This is a genomic window from Providencia hangzhouensis, from assembly GCF_029193595.2.
Lineage (GTDB): Bacteria > Pseudomonadota > Gammaproteobacteria > Enterobacterales > Enterobacteriaceae > Providencia > Providencia hangzhouensis.
In genome coordinates this window covers 1655987-1680501 of sequence record NZ_CP135052.1, presented here as the reverse complement: position 1 = coordinate 1680501, position 24515 = coordinate 1655987, and the positions used below count along the sequence as shown (strand labels likewise).

The window sequence follows — 24515 nt, the reverse complement described above, 5'->3', positions numbered from 1 at the left end:
AACTGACATGACACAACATCATTTTGTTGAACTAAAAAATGTGACTAAACGCTTTGGCAACAATACCGTCATCGATGATTTAAGTCTTTCAATCCCTCAAGGTAGCATGGTGACCCTACTCGGCCCATCAGGCTGCGGTAAAACCACCGTATTGCGTTTAGTGGCTGGCTTAGAAAAACCGACTGAAGGCCGCATGTTTATTGACGGTGAAGATGTGACAGACCGTTCCATTCAACAACGCGATATCTGTATGGTTTTCCAATCTTACGCCCTGTTCCCGCATATGTCCTTGGGGGACAACGTGGGTTATGGCTTAAAAATGTTAGGATTACCCAAAGCCGAAATAAAAAAACGAGTTGACGAGGCATTAGAATTAGTTGATTTAGCTGGTTTTGCTGACCGTTTCGTTGACCAAATATCAGGTGGCCAACAACAGCGTGTGGCCTTAGCTCGCGCATTGATCCTTAAGCCAAAAGTGCTGTTGTTCGATGAGCCATTAAGTAACTTGGATGCAAATTTACGTCGTAGCATGCGTGAAAAAATCCGTGAGTTACAGCAGCAGTTTAATATCACCTCTTTGTATGTTACCCATGACCAAAGCGAGGCCTTTGCGGTTTCGGATATGGTGTTGGTCATGAATAAAGGGAAAATCATGCAACTCGGCTCACCGCAAGAGCTCTACCGCCAGCCAGCGTCAAAATTTATGGCCAGCTTTATGGGGGATGCCAATATTTTCCCTGCGACACTCAGTGCGGATTCCGTGGATATTTTCAATTATCGCTTACCACGCCCAGAACAGTTTGTTACTGATAAAACCGCGGTAACTGTGGGGGTTCGTCCCGAAGCTATCACGCTGAGTTTACAAGGTGAAGACAGCCAACGCTGTACAGTGACTCATGTTGCTTATATGGGGCCTCAATATGAAGTCACTGTTGATTGGCATGGTCAATCAATGTTGCTGCAAATTAATGCCACTCAATTACAACCCTCTGTCGGGGAAAACCTGTATTTGCAGATCCACCCATACGGCATGTTTATTCTTGAGTAATATCTCACTCTTTGAATAATACAAAATGTCATTAGGTAACAAGGGAAACTTAGCATTGTGAATAGCACATTCTCCCTTCACCCATAAGGGCGGAGGGGGAATGTGCCCCATAAGAAAATAATCACTAAAAGCATATTATCGGTGACTTCAATATCAATTTTTATTTTTTTCTGAAAGTACAATTAACATACTTAACAAAATAAATAACATACCGATTATCATCGAAATTGTCATTGTCTCATCTAAAAGATAGGATGAAATCATCACACTAATGATTGGTGAAATAAGAATTGAGTATGATGAAAGCTTTGCGCCACCATACCCTATCATATAATACCAAAGAACATAAACAATCACGCCATTAGCTATCCCCATATAGATAATTGGTATATATACACTCATAAAAAATTCAGAATGTATATTACTCAATATGTTTAAATCAACATTTAAAAATGGAATTAATAAAATAAGAAAAATAAATGATACTATATTTTGATAAAATACTTTTGAAGTTAGGTTTATTTTCATGGTAATTTTTTCAGATAAAATAGTTCCTAGCGCCCACATAAATGCACTTAATAAAATTATCATTTCACCAATACTTATACCAACTGGTGATATAAAGATAAAAATACCACTAATGCATAACAAAGATACAAATACTGACCGAGTTTCAATATGTTTATTTATTACACCCAATACAACTGTTGCCATTACTGGCATTGTATAAACAAGTACAGATGCCTTTACCGCTTCTGTATACTTTAACGCCAAACTATTTAATATAGGAACTAAAAAAACATTTAAAAAACCAAGTGGGATACTGTTTACAAACTCTCGAAAATTAAACCGACACCGACTAAAAAAGAAAAAAACAAAGCACAAAAAAATAACTGAAATAATTAGGGAGTAGATTCTAAAAGCCCAAACACCTACTTGGTCAATCGCTAGTTTTGATATAGGAAATGCACTCCCCCATATGAATGATATTAAAATAGCACAAAGAAGTACTTTAATTTGCTTCATTATACCTCACAACTAATGCCATTCTTTTACTTGTTCTATTAGATGTCACTGTGGAAACGAAATGTGGGATTTTTCTTTTTTTTGTATCAAAAATTAAAATATTTAAATATGACGGGATAAAAGTATCTAAAATTGTCTTTTTATCCTTATCTAAAATCATCGTTAATCCTCCATAATTTGCTTCCCATTCCTTTGTTAGGTTAATTACAATACCTATCCCATCATCGGAGTCACAATGTGTAGTTAGAAAATCATCTTTATCAAACTTGCTTAAGTACATGTTTTATATAATATTTACTTTACTTCCTGTTAGGTTTTCTAAAAAGTTTTTAAATTTAACATCATTAACAACTGAAATTAAATCAGCAGAAATTATTTTTATTGAATCAGATAAGTTATCTACATTGATAGCACTAACATTAGAAAATATTAAATTAAGACAGTCAACGTCAGTAGATTAATAAAAAATAATGCCACATAGATAATAAATATATTGGCAATACATATTATTTGAATATATATATTTTTTAAATAAAATAAAAAAACAGCGTCTAAGTTTCCTTAAACGCTGCTTTTAATAGCAGGATTAATTATAAAAACGCTTTATATGGCAATTCAGGTTCATTTTTGAAAATATCACTAAAGCCGCGGAAATGTTGATAATGCATGCGGTTTTTATCTGTTGGATAAGTATATTTCCCACCCACTTGCCAGAAGAACGGGGCAAATTTATATTGCAAACGCTCTTTTTTCATATTCCACAAGACTTCAATTTCCCGCGGATCATTTTGGAAGTTAGCCCAAATATCATGGTGGAATGGAATAACCCGCTCGCAATCTAATGACTCTGCCGCACGTAAAATATCGGATGACGTCATTTTATCGGTCACACCACGTGGGTTCTCTCCATAGGAAAGCAATGCCACATCAATCTGATAACGGTTACCGTGAGCCGCATAATAGTTTGAATAATGTGAATCGCCTGAATGATAAATAGAGCCACCTGTTGTTTCAATCAGGTAATTCACTGCACGTGAATCCATACCATCTAAAATTTGCTTATCATAAGAAGAAACACCCTGTGGCAATGTCACTAGTGCCGTGCGGTCAAATGAGTCTAACACACGGATTTTCATATCCCCCACTTCCAGTACATCGCCGACTTTGGCAACAATGCAACGTTCGGTTGGTACTCCCCATTTTATCCATAAATCCACACAAGCTTGAGGGCCAATAAATTTAACGTGGTCACCACAGTTTTGCATTACCGCAGCAGCGACATTGACATCGATATGGTCAGCATGGTCATGAGAGGCTAAAATCGCATCAACTTCTTTAATCGCAAACGGATCTAAAGGGAAAATCGCAGTACGTAAGTTTGGTTGTAGCGCTTCAACACCGCCCATACGCATCATTTGGTGTTGCTTATTCATGAGTGGATTTTTTTGCGTTTTTTTCCCTGTTCCACACCAAAAATCGATACAAACATTGGTATTTCCCTCACTCTTTAACCAAATACCTGTGCACCCCAGCCACCACATTGAAAAGGTATTGGGTTCAACAACCGTTTTTTCAATTTCTTCATTTAGCCACGTTCCCCACTCAGGAAACGTACTTAAAATCCAAGATTCACGTGTGATTTCATTTACTTTGCTCATAGTAACAATACCTTTTCTAGAATTTTAGATGTAGGGAGCCTGATGCCTTAATCGAGAAATTAAGGCATGGCAGCTGAATTTGTCTATATTAAAAAATCAGGTATTCGACGGAATTAAACCAGTATCACTCGCGTGCCCTGCTCGGCAATCGCTTTGATAACCTCAGCATTGGCATTTCTTCCAGTGATAAGAACATCTATCTTATTAGCTGGGCAAAATAACATTCCCGTTCGATGACCCACTTTGGAACTGTCTACAACAACGACTAATTTATCAATTTGATCAAGCATTTGCTGCTCTGCTACCGCAGTTAACATATCCGCTTTGTATAAGCCAGCTTCCGTTAATCCTTTACCTGAAGTAAACATCCAGTTACCGGCATAGCCCATTAACGTGTTCAAAGCAGGATTCAAAAAAATGTTTTGTGCTTTGTTATACTGCCCACCGATTAAAATGACGTCATCATGGTCTTGGTCAATCAAATAACTCGCTAATGGAAAATAATTCGTCACAATTTGCACGTTTTTACCGCACAACTGCTGCCCTAACATAAACGCGGTTGAACCACAGTTAATTACAGCGCTTTCTCCCGGAAGACAAAGTTCTGCCGCTTTAATTGCGATTTCAGACTTTTCTTCATAGTGCTCAGTACTATTGATGTTTAACGGTGTCCACTTACGCTTTTTATTTTCAATACGTTCTGCGCCATTACGGACTTTTCTCAATTTACCTTGCCCATCTAACTTTGAAATATCACGACGAGCAGTTGCAGGAGACACACTAAATTGTTCGGTTATATGAGAAACATTGATCACTCGATGCGTTTCCAATAACGACAATATTTCATTGTGTCTTTGCACTTCATTCATAATCATCGCCTTATTAGTTAATAATCACGACCATGATGACATATGACTCAAAATGATTACTAGTGATTAGTTTTGATTCTATTTATCTCATCTAATATTGTCAACCTTTGCTTATGCAAAAAAACAATATTTGATTCAAGTAAAAATATCACATTGATATATATGGATATTTTAAATTTTACGTGATCAAGTCGCCATTTATTTATTTTTTTACTGGTAAAAAAACAGACAAATGCAAACAATCATAAAAGAGCAATTCGTGATTATATATGATCACATTTGATTTTTGCGGGATTGTTTAACCCCTTTAAATGATTATATCGCAATAACACCAGATACGATCAATATGAATCATCTCTGACCCAGATAAATTACAAATACAATTTGATTAGAGGTAAAAATATGGATTTTTTATACGACGCTTTCTATATTTTTTACAGCCAAGTAATGACAAAAGCGCCTCTATTATTAGGCTTAGTCACATTTATTGGTTATTGGCTATTAAAGCGCGATGGCACGACAATCCTCAAAGGGACAATCAAAACGATTGTTGGTTTTATGCTAGTTGGCGTTGGAGCCAGTACTTTAGTTTCCAGTTTTAAACCCGTAATAGAAAAAATGTCTGAATACCATGGACTTACGGGCTCAGTTATTGACCCATATACGTCAATGATGGCGACAATGGAAGCCATGGGTGATAACTATTCTTGGGTGGGCTATACCGTTTTATTAGCTCTCGCAATTAATATTGTTTTAGTCCTTTTTCGCCGCGTCACGGGTATTCGTACCATTATGTTGACAGGGCATATTATGTTTCAACAAGCAGGCCTAATCGCTGTTTTCTATTTTGTGCTCGGCTCAAGCATGTGGGAAACCATTTTGTATTCTGCAGTATTAATGGCGCTGTATTGGGGAATTTCTTCCAATATTATGTTTAAGCCAACGCAAGAAGTCACTGGCGGTGCCGGTTTTTCTATCGGCCACCAGCAGCAGTTTGCCTCATGGATAGCAACCAAAGTTTCCCCGAAATTGGGGGATAGAAAAGACAGTGTTGATAATTTAAAACTGCCCAAATGGCTGCATATCTTCCATGACAGTATTTCCGCTACTGCCATTGTGATGACCTTATTCTTTGGTGTGATCTTAATTTCCTTTGGTATACCTAATCTGCAAACCATGGCAGGGACCACCCACTGGACCATTTATATTATTGAAACAGGTTTAAAATTTGCCGTTGCTATCCAAATCATTGTAACGGGTGTGCGAATGTTTGTTGCCGAGCTTTCTGAGGCCTTTAAAGGGATCTCCGAACGTGTCATTCCCAACGCTGTACTCGCTATCGATTGTGCAGCAATCTACGCTTTCTCACCTAATGCGATGGTATTTGGCTTTATGTGGGGGGCAATTGGGCAATTTGTTGCCGTTCTGGGTATGTTGGCATTTAACTCGCCAATTATGATTATTCCTGGTTTTATCCCAATGTTTTTCTCTAACGCCACTATTGGTATCTTTGCAAACCATTTTGGCGGCTGGAAAGCGGTTATGAAAGTCTGTTTTGTCATGGGCGTTATCGAGATATTAGGTTCCGCTTGGGCCATTGATCTTATCAATCGACAAGGTACTGAATTTAGCGGTTGGATGGGAATGGCCGACTGGGCATTAGCTTTCCCTGTCATTATGCAAGGTTTGTCTTTCTCTAAAATGTTCTTCTTTGTGGTTGTCGCCCTCTCCTTTGTCTATATGTACTTTGCCGCAAAAAAATTACGCGCTGAAGAAGACGCACAAAGTCCAACCGAAGCTGAAAGTGAGGTCAATGAGAAAGCTGAAGCAGCCCCACTTGAAAATAGCGGCGCTAAACCTGTACGTATCTTAGCAGTTTGCGGTAATGGACAAGGCTCGTCAATGATGATGAAAATGAAAATTGGCCAGTATCTTGAGAAAAAAGGGATCCCACACATCATGGACTCCTGCGCCGTATCTGACTATAAATCAAAATTAACAGCCACTGATATTATCGTTTCCTCTAAGCATTTAAGCTCAGAAATGGACCCCGGTGATGGGAAATTTGTGCTTGGCGTACAAAATATGCTCAACCCTAACTCATTCGGTGATGAACTACTCGATATCATACATACTAATTTTATCGGAAATAAATAGCCTAAGTCATAGGAATAGATATCGCTCATAACGGTATCTACTCCCTTAACGTTGAAAAATAGGAAGGCAATGATGGGATTTAAACAATCACTAATCGACAATAATTCGATACAGCTAAAAGCATCCGCTGATAACTGGCGTGATGCTATTAAGATAGGTACAGACCTGCTCATCGCTTCGGGGGCGATAAAACCCAGTTATCATGAGGCAATCATCAGCAGCGTCGAAAAACTTGGGCCTTATATTTGTATCGCGCCTAATTTGGCCCTTCCCCATGCAAGACCTGAAGATGGTGTACTAAAAACAGCCTTTGCTTTAGTCACTCTAGACAAACCCATTATTTTTGATGGCGAGGATGAACCCGTTGATGTGCTGATCACCTTAGCGGGTAGCTCATCAGATGAACATATGGAAGGCTTGATGGAAGTGACTCGCGTTCTCGATGATGAAAACAGTGAAACCGGTGTCGATCTTGATAAATTACGTCGCTGCCGCACCATTGATGATGTTTATCAGGTTATTGACCAAGCATTATGCTAATTTAATGATAATAAAAAAGAATCATTAATTAGCAATAGAGGTAATCAACTATGTATAACGTATTAGCGCTTGATTTAGATGGCACAGTTTTAACTCAAGAACACACTATCCACCCAGCCGTCAAACAAGCCATTCACAAAGCAGCAAAACAATGCCATGTCATGATAGTCACGGGTCGCCATCATACCGCAGCTCGCCCCTATTATGATGAGCTTGGTTTAACCACGCCAATTATTTGTTGCAATGGTACTTATATTTATGATTACCAAAATGAAAAAGTTCTCACACACAATGCTCTCACCAAAGAGAACGCGCTCACTTTTATTGAACTGGCGCAACAGGACAAACTGAAAATGGTGATGTATATCACCGATGCCATGGTGTATTCAAAAATCGATCCCATCGATTACATGAGCGCGATGGAGCAATGGGCTAACGACCCAACCATGGCCCATCCGCCAAAAATTTATCGCATTGATTCATTTGAAGAACAAGTCCAGCACGCTGACTATATTTGGAAATTTGTCGTCGAAGGTGAACCGGCTACATTAGAGCGCTTCTTAAACTCACCTTGGATAAAACAAACTTTTAATGCAGAAAAATCATGGTCAAACCGTTTCGATTTTGCTGCTAAAGGCAATAACAAAGGAACGCGTTTAGCTGAGTATCTTCATTCTCTGGGTTATGACTCGAAGCAAGTTATTGCTGTTGGTGATAATCACAACGATATCTCCATGATTAAGCTAGCAGGCTTAGGAGTTGCAATGAAAAATGCTGATGACACCGTGAAGTCCCATGCGGATTTCGTTTGTGCTACCGATAACAATGGTGATGGCCTTGCGCGTCTCATACATGAAAATATTTTAGGACAATCACAATGACAAAGCCTTTGATCCAAATAGCTCTAGACCAAACCAACTTACCGGCTGCACTCGAAGTGGCTGAAAATGTACACACTTTCGTTGATATTATTGAAGTGGGCACAATCTTAGCTTTTGCAGAAGGCATGAATGCGGTCGCGACTTTACGTCAAAAATATCCCAATCACATTCTAGTTTGCGATATGAAAACCACGGATGGTGGAGCCATTTTATCGAAAATGGCATTTGAAGCGGGAGCAGATTGGATCACAGTATCAGCGGCGGCACATATTGCCACTATAGCTGCCTGTAAAAAAGTTGCCGATGAGTTTAATCGTGAAATCCAAATTGAAATCTATGGTAATTGGACTTTTGACGATGCTAAAAATTGGGTTGAACTTGGCATTTCGCAAGCTATTTACCATCGTTCCCGTGATGCAGAACTCGCTGGTATTGGCTGGACCAATGAAGATATCGAAAAAATGCGCAAACTGTCTGATTTAGGACTAGAACTCTCAATTACAGGCGGGATAGTTCCAGAAGACCTGCATTTATTTAATGGTATCAATGCAAAAGCCTTTATTGCTGGCCGTGCATTAGTTGGCGAAAAAGGCAAAAAAACGGCGGAAGCATTAAGGGAACAAATTGATCGTTTTTGGAAATAGTAATTAGGAATAATTCTGACTCAAAAACCGACCTTTCCGTTTAAAACTCACTCGATTAAAATTCAGGCCAGCAAAATAGCTGGCCTTTTCAACAATCTATCGAACTTGTGATTTATTAACCTAATTGCTTACGTGCGTTACGGAAAATGCGCATCCACGGGCTATCTTCTCCCCAATTTTCAGGGTGCCATGAATTACTCACAGTGCGGAAAACACGCTCAGGGTGCGGCATCATGATCGTTGCTCGGCCATCTTTCGAGGTCACCGACGTAATACCATTAACTGACCCATTCGGGTTAGCTGGATATTGCTCAGTTACCTGACCGTAGTTATTCACGAAGCGCATTGCCACCAGCCCATTATCTTCTAATTGCTGTAAATGTGCGGCTGCACGGGTTTCCACTTGCCCTTCCCCATGAGAAACCGCTATCGGCATACGAGAACCTGTCATATCTTGCAGTAACAGTGATGGGCTTTTTGCTATTTCAACTAAGCTAAAGCGTGCTTCAAAACGTTCAGAACGGTTACGTACAAAACGGGGCCAGAATTCAGCACCTGGGATAAGCGTATGTAAGTTCGACATCATCTGGCAACCATTACATACCCCCAGAGATAAAGTATCAGCACGGTTAAAGAATGTCTCAAATTCATCACGGACTTTATTGTTGAATAAAATAGATTTTGCCCAACCTTCACCCGCACCTAATACGTCACCATAAGAGAAACCGCCACAAGCCACTAATGCTTGGAATTGTTCCAAAGACAAGTTACCTGCGAGTAAATCACTCATATGCACATCAATTGCATCGAAACCAGCACGGTCAAAGGCTGCCGCCATTTCCACATGTGAGTTCACACCTTGTTCACGTAAAACAGCTACTTTAGGACGTACACCTGACAAAATAAATGGCGCAGCAATGTCTTCTTCAATGTCATAAGTCAATTTCACATTCAAACCTGGGTCTTGATTATCCTGTTTCATTGTATGTTCTTCGTCGGCACACACTTCGTTATCGCGCAAGCGCTGCATTTGCCAAGTCGTTTCAGCCCACCATTGGCGCAATAAACTGCGAGACTCGCGGTAAACAACCGTATCTCGGCTATTGATGATCACGGCATCATCTTGTATTGCAGAACCTAAATAATGAACACAGCCTGCAAGCCCTGCTTGTGCAAAACATTCTGCCACATACGCTCTATCGGCTTCATTAATTTGAATGACAGCGCCTAACTCTTCGTTGAATAATGCTGCGAGCGTGTCTTCATCAAAAGAGCTAATATCAACATTAATACCGCAATGACCCGCAAAAGCCATTTCCACTAAAGTGACGAATAAGCCGCCATCTGAGCGGTCATGATAGGCTAATAATTTTTGCTCGGATAATAACTTCTGAATGGTATTAAAGAAGCCAAGCAATACTTCAGGGCTACGTACATCAGGGGCTTTATTGCCTAACTGACGATATACCTGTGCGAGTGCAGAACCGCCCAGCGCGTTATGGCCTTGCCCGAGGTCAATTAATAACAAGGCATTATCATGACCTGTTTTTAGTTCAGGTGTCACTGTTAAGCGGACATCTTCAACACGGCCAAATGCACTAATCACTAAGGAAAGTGGCGACGTCATTTCACGCTCTTCACCATCCTGCTGCCAACGGGTTTTCATTGACATGGAATCTTTACCAACAGGGATGGTTAGGCCTAGCGCAGGACAAAGCTCTTCCCCTACCGCTTTAACCGCTTCATATAAACCTGCGTCTTCCCCTGGATGCCCTGCCGCTGCCATCCAGTTTGCAGACAATTTAACGCGTTTTAAATCTTGCACATATGAACATGCAATATTGGTTAATGCTTCACCCACGGCCATGCGTGCTGATGCAGCGAAATCCACCAATGCTACTGGCGTTCTTTCACCAATAGACATGGATTCCCCATAGTAGCTATCTAAACTTGCAGTCGTTACCGCACAGTTAGCGACAGGAATTTGCCATGGGCCAACCATCTGATCACGAGCAACCATGCCTGTAACGGTTCGGTCGCCAATGGTAATTAAGAATGTTTTTTCAGCTACGGCTGGTAAATGCAAGACACGTTTCACCGCTTCATTTAAATTAATCGCTGTTCTGTCTAATGAATCCGGTTCCGCCTTTAATGTTTTTACATCACGCAACATTTTTGGCGTTTTGCCTAATAAAACATCCAGTGGCATATCAATCGGTTGGTTAGCAAAATGTTCATCATTTAATGTCAAATGACGTTCTTCAGTGGCTTCCCCAATCACTGCAAACGGCGCACGTTCGCGCTCACAAATTGCGGTGAACACAGGAAGCTGCTCTGGTGAAACGGCCATTACATAACGTTCTTGAGATTCGTTACACCAGACCTCCAATGGGCTCATTCCTGGCTCATCATTGAGAATCTTACGTAACTCAAAGCGCCCACCACGGCCACCATCACTGACCAATTCTGGCATTGCGTTCGACAAACCGCCTGCGCCTACGTCATGGATAAATAAAATTGGGTTATCATCACCAAGTTGCCAGCAGCTATCGATGACTTCTTGGCAACGGCGTTCCATCTCTGCGTTATCGCGCTGTACCGAAGCAAAATCTAGGTCTGCATCTGATTGGCCCGATGCCATTGATGACGCAGCTCCACCACCTAACCCGATATTCATTGAAGGGCCACCGAGCACAATGAGTTTTGCACCGACCGTAATTTCGCCTTTTTGTACGTGGTCTGCACGGATATTTCCTATGCCCCCCGCTAACATAATCGGCTTATGATAACCACGTAACTCTTCCCCATTGTGGCTATTGACCTTTTCTTCATAAGTACGGAAATAGCCTAATAACGCAGGGCGACCAAATTCATTATTAAATGCCGCACCGCCTAATGGCCCTTCCATCATAATATCCAAAGCGGTCACAATGCGCTCTGGTTTACCGAAATCTTCTTCCCAAGGCTGTTCAAAACCAGGAATACGTAGGTTAGAAACCGAAAAACCGACTAAACCTGCTTTTGGCTTCGCGCCGCGACCTGTTGCGCCTTCATCACGAATTTCACCACCAGAGCCTGTTGCTGCGCCTGGCCAAGGCGAAATCGCTGTTGGGTGGTTATGGGTTTCCACTTTCATTAAGATATGAGCGTCTTCTTGGTGGTAGCGGTAAGTGCGCCCTTCAGGCTCAGGGAAGAAACGACCAACAGGCGAGCCTTCCATCACGGCTGCGTTATCTTTATATGCCGATAAAACGTGGTCAGGTGTTTTTTCAAATGTATTTTTAATCATTTTAAACAGCGATTTAGGCTGTTCTTCGCCATCGATCACCCAATCTGCATTAAAGATTTTGTGGCGACAATGTTCTGAGTTTGCTTGAGCAAACATGTAGAGCTCAACATCCGTTGGATTACGTTTTAACCCGACAAAGGCCTCTAACAGGTAATCAATTTCGTCATCAGCTAATGCCAGTCCCATTTCCCGGTTTGCTGTTTCCAATGCAATACGACCACCCGCAATCACATCAATAGATTTCATTGGTGCTGGCTGGTGCTGCACAAATAATGCGCTCGCTTGTTCAAAAGAAGAGAAAATGCTTTCCATCATGCGATCGTGCAAAATAGCGATCACTTCATGCCACTGCTCTTGGGTCAGTGCATCACCTTGGACATAATAAGCAACTCCGCGTTCAATACGCTTGACTTGATTAAGACCACAGTTGTGTGCAATATCTGTTGCTTTTGAAGACCATGGAGAAATAGTTCCCGGACGAGGAGTCACTAAAATAAGCTTACCGAATGGGTCGTGCTCTGCCAGAGAAGGGCCGTACTTTAACAAACTGCTCAGTTTGCCTTGCTCACTATCACTCAACGGCGCCGAAACTTCAGCAAAGTGCATATACTCAGCATAGATATCCGTGACAGGAAGCTGTTTTTCTACAAACAGTGCCAAAAGGCGGGTAATACGAAATGCTGATAGAGCAGGTGAACCACGCAAAATTTCCATCGTCTTAATTTCTCTCTTTTAAACGCCAGCCCTGAACATGAAAGCAGGGAAACCGGAACACATTATAGAGCAATGTTCATCAATACGAAACCGTTTGCGTGATTAAAAATAAAGCGATTAGTTAAATATTATTCTGTGCTAAATACGATAATATAGGTTGCACCCTTCCTAAATGTTGAGCAAAATAGCCGACTACTGGAATTATAACCATTACTTAGCCATACTCTTTTATGGACATACAGCACCAGTCAATGCACGAGAAACTATTATTTGAATAACTTAAAAGTTAACTATTTAATTGTCGTGGTCATCGCGCTACTGGCTACTATGGTCATCGGTTTTAACGTCCGTTGGCCCAATACACAAAATTCACAAATTAATAAAATTATTTCTCAAGGTGAATTACGTATTAGTGCCGTTAGCTCGCCACTTATCTATATTGATGAGCAAAAACAGCTGCGTGGGTTTGACTACGAGCTGGCTCAAGGCTTTGCCTCATACCTAGGAGTTAAACTCAAGATAACCATCCGCCCAACATTCGAGCAAATATTCGATGACCTTGAAAATGGTGATGCAGATATCGCGGTAGCGGGCCTGCTGTATAACAAAGACCGTTTAGCCAAAACGAAAACCGGTCCAAGCTATCTTAATGTGACTCAACAACTTGTATATCGCAAAGGAACAAACCGTCCCAAAAATTTCAATGAAATTAATGGTAAATTATTAGTTACCGCTGGCACAGCTCATGCAAGTACACTTAAAGAATTGTCCAAAGAATACCCAGACCTAAAGTGGGAAGAAACTTCAAAATACAATACCAGTCAAATCCTTGAAATGGTTGCTGATGGCGAGGTTGACTACACGTTAGAAGACTCTATTGCGGTTGCACTACAACAACGTATTCACCCTCAAATTGCCGTGGCTTTTGATTTATTGGATGAACATGCTATCACTTGGTACATGCGACGTAGCAAAGAAAACAGTTTAGACGCTGCGTTACTTGACTTCTTCAATCTCAGTCATGAAACCGAATTACTCGCACGCCTTAATGAAAAATATTTTAGCCATGTAGAATCCTTCGATTATTTCGACACAATGGCATTTATAAAGGCAATTGATAATAAACTTCCCGAGTATCAACCGCTGTTTGAAAAATATGCTCAGGTGATTGACTGGAAATTATTAGCAGCTATCGCATGGCAAGAGTCCCATTGGGACCCTTTAGCGACTTCGCCTACAGGTGTACGTGGGCTAATGATGTTAACCAAGCCAACGGCAACAACAATGGGTATTGCTGACAGGTTAGACCCGGAAGAAAGTATTAAGGGTGGTGCCGCTTATCTTGCTTATATTATGGAACGTTTACCTGAAACCATCGAAGAAGATGACCGCATCTGGTTCGCCCTTTCTGCCTATAATATGGGGTATGGGCATATGCAGGATGTACGTAAATTAACTGAAATGTTAGGCGGAGACCCTAACCGGTGGTTAGATGTGAAAGCTCGCTTACCTTTATTGACACAGAAAAAATATTACTCACAGCTCACTTATGGTTATGCACGTGGCCACGAAGCTTATCGTTACGTTGAGAATATTCGTCGTTATCATCAAAGTTTAGTTGGTTACTTACAAAGCCAAGAAAGAAAACAGCATGCACTTGATATTGCACAAAAATCACTTATTTATTTAATTTCACCAGAAAACCTGACAGCAGCTGAGTCTCAAACGATTCAAAATCAGTCCCCTATTCCTGAAAAAGTGAGTACTACGCATTTAGGTAAAATGAGTTCTGCAACGCAACCACCTAAAACACTTGAAGAAAAAAGACTACCATTAGGAAAGTATTTGCTTTCACTACATCCATCGCAAAATACCGATGAAACCGATGATAAAACGCCCATCACACCACTAAAAGCACCTGAGAAACCGTTATAAATCATGCTGAAATAAAATGGGAGCGCTAAAATTAACCATATTAGCGCTTTTGTTCTTTTTTTTGGGCTCTACGCAGCTTAAAAAAAGCACTCAGCATTGAAGAACATTGCTGTTCTAGAACACCACCAGTAACATCCACATAATGATTTAACCCTGCTTGCCCCATGATATCTAGGTAAGAACCACAAGCTCCAGTTTTAAAGTCCTTAGCACCATAAACTACACGGCTAATACGGCTGTGGATCATTGCACCTGCACACATAATACAAGGCTCTAACGTGACATATAAGGTGGTATCTAATAACCGATAATTTGATAGCTCTTGCCCTGCTTGTTGCAAAGCCATAATCTCAGCATGTGCAGTCGGATTGTGGTCAATAATAGAACGATTCCACCCCGAGGCAACCAAATGGTTATCTTTCACTAAGACCGCACCGACAGGAATTTCGCCAAGATCTTGTGCTTTTAGCGCAAGTTCAATGGCTTGTTGCATCCAATACTCATCAATTTCTATTTGTGTCACTCTTACCTCTAACCAATGCGTTTACACGTGATTATCCTTAAATGTTAGAATGACCGCAATTAAAATGCTTTTGCCTTTATAATAACAACCTAATTTTAATTGCTAAAAATCGCTAATTTAGCTGCAAAACCCATAAAGAAAGCGCCTACCGTACAATTTCCAAGTTTTGCAAGGAGCTGCTTTTCACGTAAAAAACGAGCTATCAAGTAACCACTAAAAATCAATAAGCTTAAGTATAAAAAACTGACTAATTCTAAGATCGTCGCGAGTACAAGATAAGGCACCCATGCATGAGAGTAATTAAAATCAACAAATTGTATAAAGAAAGAAATATAAAATAGAATTGCTTTCGGGTTTGTTAAGCTCAGCACTAAGGCACGAGTAAAATGGTTTTCTGTTTTAATTGAAATAGTGTCAGTGCCGTCTTGATTCGAATTCTTATGCATAAATGTGCTATATAAAATCTTACAACCTAAATATAGTAAATAAGCAGCCCCTAAGTAACGCACTATCATAAATAATGTTGGAGAAGCTTTGATTACCGAAGCTACACCAATAAATGACAGGAAAATTAATATCCCATCCCCAGTAAATACCCCTAGAGCAGCACGATAACCAAACCGAGTCCCACTCGAACTACTTGTTTTTAATACATATAATGAATTAGGCCCTGGCACGATAATGATTAAAACAAGCCCAGCTAGGTAAGTCCAAAAGTTAAGAACACCAAGATTTTCGAACATATTTTCAACCCTTTATCTTTTTTATTATTTTTATCACAACTTTCAATCTTTGTGAATATTTATTCTATTTATTAGATATATGAAATGAACTAATAATAAAGATTATTTTAAATCTAACTTATTTATTTATGATAACTAGGCAATCAAATTATTATTCATTATTAATAGTAAAAGGAATAAATATATGGCTATCATTAGAAGATTGGTACAAGACGGTTCATTTGAAGAGTTTTATCCAACAACAATGACATTCAATGCCGCAAAACGTAATTATTTTTTAGGCCACTCAAAAGATAAAACTTACGTTGTCTATGCTATGGCTGATAATGGTAAAATTGAACCAAATGCTCCTGCGCAAAAAGGCAAATTAAGATCCTACCTTGGTAATATTCAAGCATTTTATGATACAGTAGATAATAAACAATACTTATATGGATATAATTTAAGCGAGAAAATCGTCGAATTATATGAAATTGACGATAAAGCTGGCATAAAACTACTCTATGTTGATGAATTTACTGTTGGAAGTACAATTCAATCGGCAACTCTATTTATCGCCAATGGCCTTATCCATATATTCAGTCAAGCTGAAAAAGATAAAAGCTGGAAAACCCATAGCTATAGCATCATATAATACCTTCCTTATATTACGTATATTTTATGACACCTTAAATTAGTCACAAGGGGTATTAATTTGCCCCTTATTTAAATAATCAACTTTAAAATCATATTTTAATAAAGAAAGAAAAGCGGTATAAGATCATCAACATTAAAACTTCACCACACTATTAACATTAGGTCTATTTAAATAAATAATCTTATCTTTCACCCTAGTTTCGATTATTTAGCATAGGTATATTTACATTCTTATCTTAATTCACTTTATTATTACATTCTAGTTTACTGATTATTTAAAAATAGAAAATAACGATCCAGATGTGAATACAATAACAGAAAAGGATACCAATATTCTGGTATAGCAAAAAATTGAACGCTAAAAATACAAATTTATCATTTAAATGATGTAAAACATCTACACTATGATTTGTTGTTACTTTTTTCAGGCTTTGCAGGTAAAATACATGGCATAAAAATATAAGAACCAAACGAAAGTAACGAATAGGTGCAAGGTATAAGTTACTAGTTTTTAACTTAATACAATGTAAATCACTGATATGTCTTTATTAATTACAAAACGCTGTATCAATTGCGATATGTGTGAACCCGAATGCCCAAATGATGCAATATTTATGGGTGACGAAATTTACGAAATTGACTCAACACTATGTACTGAATGTGTAGGCCATTACGACAAACCTACTTGCCAGTCCGTTTGCCCAATTACTAATACAATCATCACAGATCCTCAACATATCGAAACTGAAGAACAGCTTTGGGATAAGTTTGTTGCAATTCATCACGCCGATAAAATTTAGGTTTAACTTCACTTATATCCAATTATTTACCTAGTTATCCTTAAATGCTGCCAGTGATTTTTACTGGCAGCTCGGTATTACATTGATTCAAGAAATACTTTCTATGATAACTGTAGCAGATGCATAGTGACGTTCATCGGTAATAGAAACATGGTAATGCGTAACTTTTAACCGATTCGCCAGCTCCAATGCCTCCCCAGTTAAACTTAATAATGGTTTTCCCAATTTATCATTGGTTACTTCAAATTGGTTAAAGGCTAAACCATTACGGATCCCTGTTCCTAATGCTTTTGCTGCCGCTTCTTTAACTGCAAAGCGTTTTGCTAAAAAACGAGCTGGCTTTGATTGCTGTTGATATTGGGCTAATTCATTCTCAGTTAGAATTCTTTTCGCCAGGCTATCACCGGTTCGTTCAAGCACCGACTCAATTCGAGCAATCTCAACAATATCCGTTCCTAATCCAACAATGGCCATTATTTACGTGCTTCTAATAAGATTTTTTTCATGTCAGTAACCGCTTGAGCTAACCCACTAAACAAAGCACGACCAATAATTGCATGGCCAATATTAAGCTCATAAATTTCAGGTAACTGTGCAATACGTTGAACGTTATGGTATGTCAAACCATGACCCGCATTAACTTTAATGCCTTTACTCGCCGCATATACGGCACCATCACGAATACGGCGAAATTCTAACTCTTGCTCTTGTTCTGATTTAGCATCAGCATAAGCCCCTGTGTGAATTTCAATAAATGGTGCTCCACACTCTTGTGCTGCATCAATTTGCTGATGATCCGCATCAATAAATAATGAAACGAGAATGCCCGCCTCAGTCAGACGTTTTACAGCATCAGCCACTTTCTGTTTTTGGCCCGCAACATCTAAACCACCTTCAGTGGTTACCTCTTCACGCTTTTCTGGCACTAAACAGCAGAAAGTAGGTTTGATGCGGCACGCAATTTCAACCATTTCATCGGTTACCGCCATTTCAAGATTCATACGTGTTTGAATAGTTTCATTCAACAGAGTGATATCTCTATCTGTAATATGGCGTCGATCTTCGCGTAAATGCACTGTAATGCCATCAGCGCCTGCTTGCTCCGCAACAAATGCAGCTTGTACAGGGTCTGGATATTGAGTTCCTCTTGCATTTCTAACCGTTGCAATATGGTCGATATTTACGCCTAACAAAAGCTCTGCCATTTTTTATTCCCCATTAATAAACACTAACAAACTCATCTACCTCCTATCCTACTGTAATTTTCTCCTTTGAGGGAATAAATCTCTCACCATTCGAAGCAAATTCCAATCTGTATATCCTGTTTCAGTATTTGTATTTTATTTTTGCGAAGCGCTTCGTAAGATTTTGTACCAGTGAAATAAATGTATTGTCTGAAAGAGCCAGTTCCGCTAAAAAGACACATGAGAAAAGGATATATTGTAGTAATCGAGGTGTAACAAACTAGATAAAAAATAAAATGAAAAACAATTTTAGCTCTGTTTGTTATGTGTAACTGGCGAGTAAGTAAACTGTCGAAATAATTCTCTGCTTTTTAAAGGTTTACCGCCTAAATATGGTTTTAAAGCAAGTCGGGTAAAACGTTTTGCTGCTTTGAGCGTATCTGCGTCAGGAAATTCTCGACTCGCCAATGCCTTAAGTTGTTTACCCGTAAAACTAAGCTGGTCAACAACCAAGCTACCAATAAACCCTTTTTCTTCTCTATACCGATAAGTCATTGTGTCAGAAACGGGCTCTCCGCTGCCAGCACAATGTAAAAAATCAACACCATAACCAAGGTAAGAAAGCAGAGCCAATTCAAACCGACGCAATGCAAATTCAGGGGTGTGTTCACTTGCGGCAAGGATCTGTAAGCATGAGAGGTAATCAAAAAATAGTGAGGAATATGGTGTACCAAATTCTAATACACGTGCGGTTAATTCATTAAGGTATAAACCACTATATAGAACGGTTCCCGTTAAAGGGAGAGCCAAAGACACAGGGTCGGCATTAATTAAGGTTTTGATTTCACCTTTGCCCCCCCAACGGATTAGCAACGGTGTGAAGGGCTGTAAACAGCCCCTTAATGGTGAACGATTACGGCGAGCGCCTTTTGCAAGTAAGCGTATTTTTCCTTCGCCTTCAGTAAAAAAATCGAGCAATAAACTCGTTTCACTGTAAGGCCTTGAATGGAGTACAAACGCACGCTGCCAACCACTCACTTTGCCACCTACTATTTTAGGTCGTCAACATAACCCAGGCTACGTAATGCTCTTTCGTCATCAGCCCAGCCAGATTTAACCTTAACCCAAAGCTCAAGGTGTACCTTGTTATCAAACATTCTTTCCATATCGATACGCGCTTCGGTACCAATGGTTTTCAGTTTGCTCCCTTTGTTACCAATAACCATTTTCTTTTGGCCTTCACGCTCAACAAGAATTAAGCCATTGATATGGTAAATACCCGCTTCTGTTACCTTAAATTGTTCAATTTCGACGGTTACCGAATATGGCAGTTCATCACCCAAGAAACGCATGAGCTTTTCACGGATAATCTCAGATGCCATAAAACGTTGAGAACGGTCAGTAATATAGTCTTCAGGAAAATGATGAATAGCTTCAGGTATATGTTGTTTAACAATTTTAGCAATTGTATCCACACCAGTACCTTTTTCTGCACTGATAGGAACAACATCTAAAAAATTCATTTTCTGACTGATCATACTGATATGTGGCAACAGTATCGTTTTATCAGTCACATTATCAATTTTGTTAATTGCCAATATAACAGGGCAACGCAAGCTAGATAACTTAGTCAGTACCATTTCATCATCAGCGGTCCAATTAGTTCCTTCAACAACAAAAATAACTAATTCAACATCACCAATTGAACTGGATGCAGCGCGATTCATTAAACGGTTAATTGCACGTTTTTCTTCAATATGAAGTCCTGGGGTATCAACATAAATAATTTGGTAATTATCTTCTGTGTGGATCCCCATAATACGATGGCGAGTCGTCTGTGGCTTTCTCGAAGTAATCGAAACTTTTTGCCCCAGTAATTGATTCAATAATGTCGATTTACCGACATTTGGCCGTCCAACTATGGCAACAAAACCACAGTGGGATTGTAATTCACTCATTCAAGCTCCAAAATTTTCAATGCTTGCTCTGCTGCTGCTTGCTCCGCTTTACGACGGCTTGAGCCAACGCCATTAATCGGTTGGTCAATACCACTGACTTGGCAGTGGATCGTAAATTCTTGATCGTGAGCTTCACCTTTAACCTGAACAACCAAATAATTAGGTAGTGGTAAATGGCGTCCTTGCAGATATTCTTGTAACCTTGTTTTCGGGTCTTTTTGCTTATCACCCGGACTGATCTCAACCAGTCTACTTTGATACCAATCTAAAATAATTCTTTCGATCGTTTGGATATCACTATCTAAAAAAATACCACCGATCAGTGCTTCAACAGTATCAGCAAGGATAGATTCGCGACGAAAACCACCACTTTTTAATTCCCCCGGTCCTAAACGTAAACATTCACCGAGTTCAAATTCGCGTGCGATTTCTGCTAATGTATTTCCGCGTACAAGCGTTGCTCGCATACGACTCATATCCCCCTCGTCTACCTTTGGAAAACGGTGGTATAAGTCATTTGCAATCACAAAACTCAAAATCGAGTCACCTAAAAATTCTAGGCGTTCATTATGTTTGCTGCTTGCACTTCTATGTGTCAATGCTTGGATTAATAACTCGTTCTGTTTGAATTGATAACCAAGCTTACGTTGTAATCTTTCTATTAAAGAGGGGTTCATGTGCGCCCAACCATTTTTATTTGATAAAAAAGCACACGCAACAGACCTGTAAAATGCACCATTTTACAAAACTGTTGCGTTTGCACTGACTCCGAATCCTCCCGCATTTTTTGCAGCTCAGTGAAACTAATTATAAAAATCCATTAGTTACAATAAGTTAAAATGGGAGAGTTAATAATTGGGGAGCCAATAATATTAATTAATCTATATTGTACACTGGGTAAAACAATAATGCTTCGGATAATACGGGTTTTCAAACGAAAACCCGTATTTGTAACATTTAGTTAGACCCACTAACCAAATTATAGTGGACCAATTCGACTAAAGCGAATACCTGTCGGCCATTCATTTTCTTGCTTATCAAGACTTAACCAAATAAATACCGCGCGACCAACTAAATTCTCTTCCGGCACAAAGCCCCACATACGGCTGTCAGAGCTATTATCCCTGTTGTCACCCATCATAAAATAGTGCTTTTCAGGAACAATCCATTCATTCTTTGGCATACCTGGTTGCAAATATTTTGCTTCCGTAATTGCTTGACGAATAATCAAAATTTGATGCTCAACCGTATCCAATTTTTCACTACGTTCGTATTGACGCAATGCATTTCTTGGTAGAGGTTGGTCTAATGGAATTTCATAATTGCCCTTTTGGTTATCAACAACAGAACCGATATCAAGGAACATTGTCCATTCACTCGGCGCCAGAGGACCATAAACAATAGGTAAGGTCTCTGTACATTTGTTATCTGCACAATTAGGGTAAATTGTGAGTTCTTTTGCATCTGGGTTATAAATAATTTTATCACCCGGCATTCCAATAACTCGTTTTACAAAATCAACATTAGGATCTTTAGGGTATTTAAAAACTGCGATATCACCACGTTTCGGTTTACCTGTTTCGATTAATGTCGTTTGTGTGATTGGATCTTTCAAACCATAAGCAAATTTCTCAACCAACATAAAATCGCCAACTAACAACGTTGGCATCATTGACCCTGAAGGTATTTGAAATGGCTCATAAATAAATGAACGCACAATCAGTACAATCGCTAACACAGGGAAAATAGACGACCCTGTTTCAAGCCATGATGGACGGCGGACAGCATTTGCCACATCCGCCTCACTCACTGCGCCATTTGTTGCATCCTGTAACTGCTTAAGTTTTGCTTTACGCGCAGGTGCAAATTTAAACTTGTCTAAACACCATATAATCCCAGTGATTAATGTTGCCAGTGTTAGGATCAAGGCAAAGGTGTTAGCCATTGAGACTCCTTGTAAACTTAGTCTTTACCAACATGCAATATAGCAAGGAACGCTTCTTGTGGTAGCTCAACGTTACCAACTTGCTTCATGCGTTTCTTACCATCCTTTTGCTTCTGTAACAGTTTTTTCTTACGGCTAACGTCACCGCCATAACACTTAGCAAGTACGTTTTTACGCAGTTGTTTAACTGTAGAACGAGCAATAATGTGGTTACCGATCGCAGCTTGAATCGCAATATCGAACTGCTGACGCGGGATCAACTCTTTCATTTTTTCAACCAGTTCACGGCCGCGATATTGAGAATTCGCACGGTGAGTGATCAAGGCCAAAGCATCTACACGCTCATTGTTGATAAGAACATCAACACGCACCATGTCTGATGCTTGGAAACGTTTAAATGCATAATCTAAAGATGCATACCCACGAGACGTTGATTTTAAGCGGTCGAAGAAATCCAATACCACTTCTGCCATTGGGATTTCATAAGTCAACGATACTTGATTACCATGATAGACCATATTGGTCTGAACGCCACGTTTCTCAATACAAAGTGTAATAACGTTACCTAAATATTCTTTAGGCATCAGCATATGACACTCTGCGATTGGTTCGCGTAATTCTTCAATATTGTTCAATGCCGGTAGCTTAGATGGGCTATCGACATACACGATATCACCATTGGTCTGCTGCACTTCATACACTACAGTTGGCGCAGTGGTAATCAAATCAAGGTCATATTCACGTTCTAAACGTTCTTGAATGATTTCCATGTGCAGTAAGCCAAGGAAACCACAACGGAAACCGAAACCTAGCGCAGTAGAAGTTTCTGGCTCATAAAATAAAGACGCGTCATTTAGACTTAACTTACCTAGTGCATCACGGAATGATTCATAGTCATCAGAACTGACTGGGAATAAACCAGCGTAAACCTGTGGTTTAACCTTTTTAAAACCAGGTAATGCTTTATCTGCTGGATTACGAGCCCCTGTTAGCGTATCCCCAACTGGGGCACCAGTGATGTCTTTAATTGCACAAACTAACCAGCCCACTTCACCGCAACTCAAAACATCACGGTCGATTTGCTTAGGTGTGAAAATACCGAGGCGATCTGCATTATATACTTGCCCGGTGCTCATCACTTTAATTTTATCGCCTTTTCTCAATGTTCCGTTTTTAATACGGATCAATGAAACAACGCCTAAATAGTTATCAAACCACGAGTCAATAATAAGTGCTTGCAAAGGCGCATCCGCATCCCCAATCGGAGGTGGGATCTCTTTAACAAGGCGTTCAATCACATCTTGAACACCAATACCTGTTTTTGCAGAGCAGCGAACTGCATCATGCGCGTCAAGGCCAACAATATCTTCTATTTCATCAGCAACACGCTCAGGATCTGCAGCGGGTAAATCAATTTTATTTAAAACCGGAACCACTTCTAAATCCATTTCGATAGCGGTATAACAGTTTGCCAAGGTTTGAGCTTCAACGCCTTGCCCTGCATCAACCACCAGCAAAGCACCTTCACAGGCTGCTAATGAACGAGATACTTCATAAGAGAAGTCTACGTGACCCGGGGTGTCAATGAAGTTTAATTGGTAAGTTTCACCATCTGACGCTTTATAATCAAGCGTCACGCTCTGTGCTTTAATAGTGATCCCACGCTCACGCTCTAAGTCCATCGAGTCTAAAACTTGTGCCGCCATTTCGCGGTCGGTTAAGCCACCACAAATTTGAATAATGCGATCTGACAAGGTCGACTTACCATGGTCGATATGAGCAATGATGGAAAAGTTTCTTATATTATTGATTTTCAAGGTAATATCTTCTTTTAAATTGCCTTACAAAATCAGTTTTGTGCAAGTATCGCGACAAAACTAAAATGCTATGATTATCACAAGATTGTTAATTAGCAGCATTTTACATATAAGAACCCGCTAACACAAAGATTCAATGTAAAACAAC

Annotated in this window: 22 protein-coding genes; 8 read left to right on the top strand and 14 right to left on the bottom strand. The window is 39.7% G+C overall.

Features of this window, described 5'->3' with window-relative positions; translation table 11 throughout:
* The first annotated feature begins 7 nt into the window (after positions 1 to 7).
* Complete coding sequence (gene fbpC / locus PZ638_RS07375; RefSeq protein WP_036959014.1) at positions 8 to 1048, top strand: ferric ABC transporter ATP-binding protein; 1041 nt, start codon at positions 8 to 10, stop codon at positions 1046 to 1048.
* A gap of 153 nt (positions 1049 to 1201) precedes the next feature.
* Here fbpC and PZ638_RS07370 read toward each other — a convergent pair whose 3' ends face one another.
* The 4 genes from PZ638_RS07370 to ulaR form a co-directional block, all read right to left on the bottom strand.
* Entirely contained in the window at positions 1202 to 2074 is an 873-nt protein-coding gene (locus PZ638_RS07370) for a DMT family transporter (protein WP_144140260.1), read from the bottom strand.
* Positions 2061 to 2354, bottom strand: a complete 294-nt coding sequence (locus tag PZ638_RS07365; protein WP_094961698.1) for a 2OG-Fe(II) oxygenase family protein — start codon at positions 2352 to 2354, stop codon at positions 2061 to 2063. The genes PZ638_RS07370 and PZ638_RS07365 overlap by 14 nt, the downstream gene beginning before the upstream one ends.
* Before the next feature lie 310 nt (positions 2355 to 2664).
* Positions 2665 to 3732 (bottom strand): L-ascorbate 6-phosphate lactonase, encoded by a 1068-nt coding sequence (ulaG, locus tag PZ638_RS07360; RefSeq protein ID WP_144140258.1) that lies wholly within the window; start codon positions 3730 to 3732, stop codon positions 2665 to 2667.
* Between the two features lie 113 nt (positions 3733 to 3845).
* The gene (gene ulaR, locus PZ638_RS07355; RefSeq protein WP_036959016.1) at positions 3846 to 4601 is read right to left on the bottom strand and encodes an HTH-type transcriptional regulator UlaR; all 756 of its coding nucleotides are present in this window, start codon (positions 4599 to 4601) and stop codon (positions 3846 to 3848) included.
* Between the two features lie 402 nt (positions 4602 to 5003).
* On the opposite strand from ulaR, the gene PZ638_RS07350 reads away from it, so the two are divergent.
* From PZ638_RS07350 to PZ638_RS07335, 4 genes are all read left to right on the top strand, one after another.
* Entirely contained in the window at positions 5004 to 6758 is a 1755-nt protein-coding gene (locus PZ638_RS07350; RefSeq protein WP_112308263.1) for a PTS ascorbate-specific subunit IIBC, read from the top strand.
* A gap of 72 nt (positions 6759 to 6830) precedes the next feature.
* Entirely contained in the window at positions 6831 to 7298 is a 468-nt protein-coding gene (locus PZ638_RS07345) for a PTS sugar transporter subunit IIA (protein WP_036959017.1), read from the top strand.
* 50 nt (positions 7299 to 7348) lie between these two features.
* Positions 7349 to 8179: a Cof-type HAD-IIB family hydrolase gene (locus PZ638_RS07340; protein WP_004264964.1), complete on the top strand. Its 831-nt coding sequence runs from the start codon at positions 7349 to 7351 to the stop codon at positions 8177 to 8179.
* Entirely contained in the window at positions 8176 to 8823 is a 648-nt protein-coding gene (locus PZ638_RS07335; protein WP_094961693.1) for a 3-keto-L-gulonate-6-phosphate decarboxylase UlaD, read from the top strand. Before PZ638_RS07340 ends, PZ638_RS07335 begins: the two co-directional genes overlap by 4 nt.
* A 115-nt stretch (positions 8824 to 8938) precedes the next feature.
* Here PZ638_RS07335 and purL read toward each other — a convergent pair whose 3' ends face one another.
* Positions 8939 to 12826 (bottom strand): phosphoribosylformylglycinamidine synthase, encoded by a 3888-nt coding sequence (gene purL / locus PZ638_RS07330; protein WP_272674132.1) that lies wholly within the window; start codon positions 12824 to 12826, stop codon positions 8939 to 8941.
* 270 nt (positions 12827 to 13096) lie between these two features.
* Here purL and mltF point away from each other — a divergent pair, with 270 nt between their 5' ends.
* Positions 13097 to 14761 carry a membrane-bound lytic murein transglycosylase MltF gene (gene mltF, locus PZ638_RS07325; RefSeq protein ID WP_050763803.1) on the top strand — a complete coding sequence of 555 codons (1665 nt, stop codon included), beginning with the start codon at positions 13097 to 13099 and terminating at the stop codon, positions 14759 to 14761.
* A 40-nt stretch (positions 14762 to 14801) separates the two neighbouring features.
* On the opposite strand, the gene tadA is transcribed toward mltF, so the two are convergent.
* Both tadA and leuE read right to left on the bottom strand, forming a co-directional pair.
* Positions 14802 to 15284 carry a tRNA adenosine(34) deaminase TadA gene (gene tadA / locus PZ638_RS07320; protein WP_004264969.1) on the bottom strand — a complete coding sequence of 161 codons (483 nt, stop codon included), beginning with the start codon at positions 15282 to 15284 and terminating at the stop codon, positions 14802 to 14804.
* Between the two features lie 95 nt (positions 15285 to 15379).
* Positions 15380 to 16027: a leucine efflux protein LeuE gene (gene leuE / locus PZ638_RS07315; protein WP_164455444.1), complete on the bottom strand. Its 648-nt coding sequence runs from the start codon at positions 16025 to 16027 to the stop codon at positions 15380 to 15382.
* Between the two features lie 184 nt (positions 16028 to 16211).
* Here leuE and PZ638_RS07310 point away from each other — a divergent pair, with 184 nt between their 5' ends.
* Both PZ638_RS07310 and PZ638_RS07305 read left to right on the top strand, forming a co-directional pair.
* Positions 16212 to 16661 (top strand): hypothetical protein, encoded by a 450-nt coding sequence (locus PZ638_RS07310; protein ID WP_004264971.1) that lies wholly within the window; start codon positions 16212 to 16214, stop codon positions 16659 to 16661.
* A gap of 541 nt (positions 16662 to 17202) precedes the next feature.
* The gene (locus tag PZ638_RS07305; RefSeq protein WP_036959019.1) at positions 17203 to 17463 is read left to right on the top strand and encodes a YfhL family 4Fe-4S dicluster ferredoxin; all 261 of its coding nucleotides are present in this window, start codon (positions 17203 to 17205) and stop codon (positions 17461 to 17463) included.
* An 87-nt stretch (positions 17464 to 17550) separates the two neighbouring features.
* Here PZ638_RS07305 and acpS read toward each other — a convergent pair whose 3' ends face one another.
* The 7 genes from acpS to lepA all read right to left on the bottom strand — a co-directional run bounded on the left by acpS (position 17551) and on the right by lepA (position 24361).
* On the bottom strand, positions 17551 to 17937 hold the full coding sequence (gene acpS / locus PZ638_RS07300) for a holo-ACP synthase (RefSeq protein ID WP_140172293.1): 387 nt from the start codon (positions 17935 to 17937) through the stop codon (positions 17551 to 17553).
* Complete coding sequence (pdxJ, locus tag PZ638_RS07295; protein WP_004264974.1) at positions 17937 to 18668, bottom strand: pyridoxine 5'-phosphate synthase; 732 nt, start codon at positions 18666 to 18668, stop codon at positions 17937 to 17939. Before pdxJ ends, acpS begins: the two co-directional genes overlap by 1 nt.
* Before the next feature lie 288 nt (positions 18669 to 18956).
* On the bottom strand, positions 18957 to 19685 hold the full coding sequence (recO, locus tag PZ638_RS07290; protein WP_004264975.1) for a DNA repair protein RecO: 729 nt from the start codon (positions 19683 to 19685) through the stop codon (positions 18957 to 18959).
* A gap of 11 nt (positions 19686 to 19696) precedes the next feature.
* Entirely contained in the window at positions 19697 to 20605 is a 909-nt protein-coding gene (gene era / locus PZ638_RS07285) for a GTPase Era (RefSeq protein WP_004264976.1), read from the bottom strand.
* The gene (gene rnc / locus PZ638_RS07280; protein WP_004264978.1) at positions 20602 to 21282 is read right to left on the bottom strand and encodes a ribonuclease III; all 681 of its coding nucleotides are present in this window, start codon (positions 21280 to 21282) and stop codon (positions 20602 to 20604) included. Before rnc ends, era begins: the two co-directional genes overlap by 4 nt.
* A 302-nt stretch (positions 21283 to 21584) precedes the next feature.
* The gene (gene lepB, locus PZ638_RS07275) at positions 21585 to 22550 is read right to left on the bottom strand and encodes a signal peptidase I (RefSeq protein WP_004264979.1); all 966 of its coding nucleotides are present in this window, start codon (positions 22548 to 22550) and stop codon (positions 21585 to 21587) included.
* A 17-nt stretch (positions 22551 to 22567) separates the two neighbouring features.
* Positions 22568 to 24361, bottom strand: a complete 1794-nt coding sequence (gene lepA, locus PZ638_RS07270; protein ID WP_036959062.1) for a translation elongation factor 4 — start codon at positions 24359 to 24361, stop codon at positions 22568 to 22570.
* Positions 24362 to 24515: the final 154 nt, after the last annotated feature.

Bases quoted from the DNA above. Each gene is read 5' to 3' on its own strand.
- PZ638_RS07305 (WP_036959019.1), top strand. From the start codon at position 17,203: ATGTCTTTATTAATTACAAAACGCTGTATCAATTGCGATATGTGTGAA.
- era (WP_004264976.1), bottom strand. From the start codon at position 20,605: ATGAGTGAATTACAATCCCACTGTGGTTTTGTTGCCATAGTTGGACGG.
- pdxJ (WP_004264974.1), bottom strand. From the start codon at position 18,668: ATGGCAGAGCTTTTGTTAGGCGTAAATATCGACCATATTGCAACGGTT.
- acpS (WP_140172293.1), bottom strand. From the start codon at position 17,937: ATGGCCATTGTTGGATTAGGAACGGATATTGTTGAGATTGCTCGAATT.
- ulaR (WP_036959016.1), bottom strand. From the start codon at position 4,601: ATGAATGAAGTGCAAAGACACAATGAAATATTGTCGTTATTGGAAACG.
- fbpC (WP_036959014.1), top strand. From the start codon at position 8: ATGACACAACATCATTTTGTTGAACTAAAAAATGTGACTAAACGCTTT.
- PZ638_RS07340 (WP_004264964.1), top strand. From the start codon at position 7,349: ATGTATAACGTATTAGCGCTTGATTTAGATGGCACAGTTTTAACTCAA.
- ulaG (WP_144140258.1), bottom strand. From the start codon at position 3,732: ATGAGCAAAGTAAATGAAATCACACGTGAATCTTGGATTTTAAGTACG.
- rnc (WP_004264978.1), bottom strand. From the start codon at position 21,282: ATGAACCCCTCTTTAATAGAAAGATTACAACGTAAGCTTGGTTATCAA.
- PZ638_RS07345 (WP_036959017.1), top strand. From the start codon at position 6,831: ATGGGATTTAAACAATCACTAATCGACAATAATTCGATACAGCTAAAA.
- PZ638_RS07365 (WP_094961698.1), bottom strand. From the start codon at position 2,354: ATGTACTTAAGCAAGTTTGATAAAGATGATTTTCTAACTACACATTGT.
- PZ638_RS07370 (WP_144140260.1), bottom strand. From the start codon at position 2,074: ATGAAGCAAATTAAAGTACTTCTTTGTGCTATTTTAATATCATTCATA.
- PZ638_RS07350 (WP_112308263.1), top strand. From the start codon at position 5,004: ATGGATTTTTTATACGACGCTTTCTATATTTTTTACAGCCAAGTAATG.
- purL (WP_272674132.1), bottom strand. From the start codon at position 12,826: ATGGAAATTTTGCGTGGTTCACCTGCTCTATCAGCATTTCGTATTACC.
- lepB (WP_004264979.1), bottom strand. From the start codon at position 22,550: ATGGCTAACACCTTTGCCTTGATCCTAACACTGGCAACATTAATCACT.
- PZ638_RS07335 (WP_094961693.1), top strand. From the start codon at position 8,176: ATGACAAAGCCTTTGATCCAAATAGCTCTAGACCAAACCAACTTACCG.
- PZ638_RS07310 (WP_004264971.1), top strand. From the start codon at position 16,212: ATGGCTATCATTAGAAGATTGGTACAAGACGGTTCATTTGAAGAGTTT.
- leuE (WP_164455444.1), bottom strand. From the start codon at position 16,027: ATGTTCGAAAATCTTGGTGTTCTTAACTTTTGGACTTACCTAGCTGGG.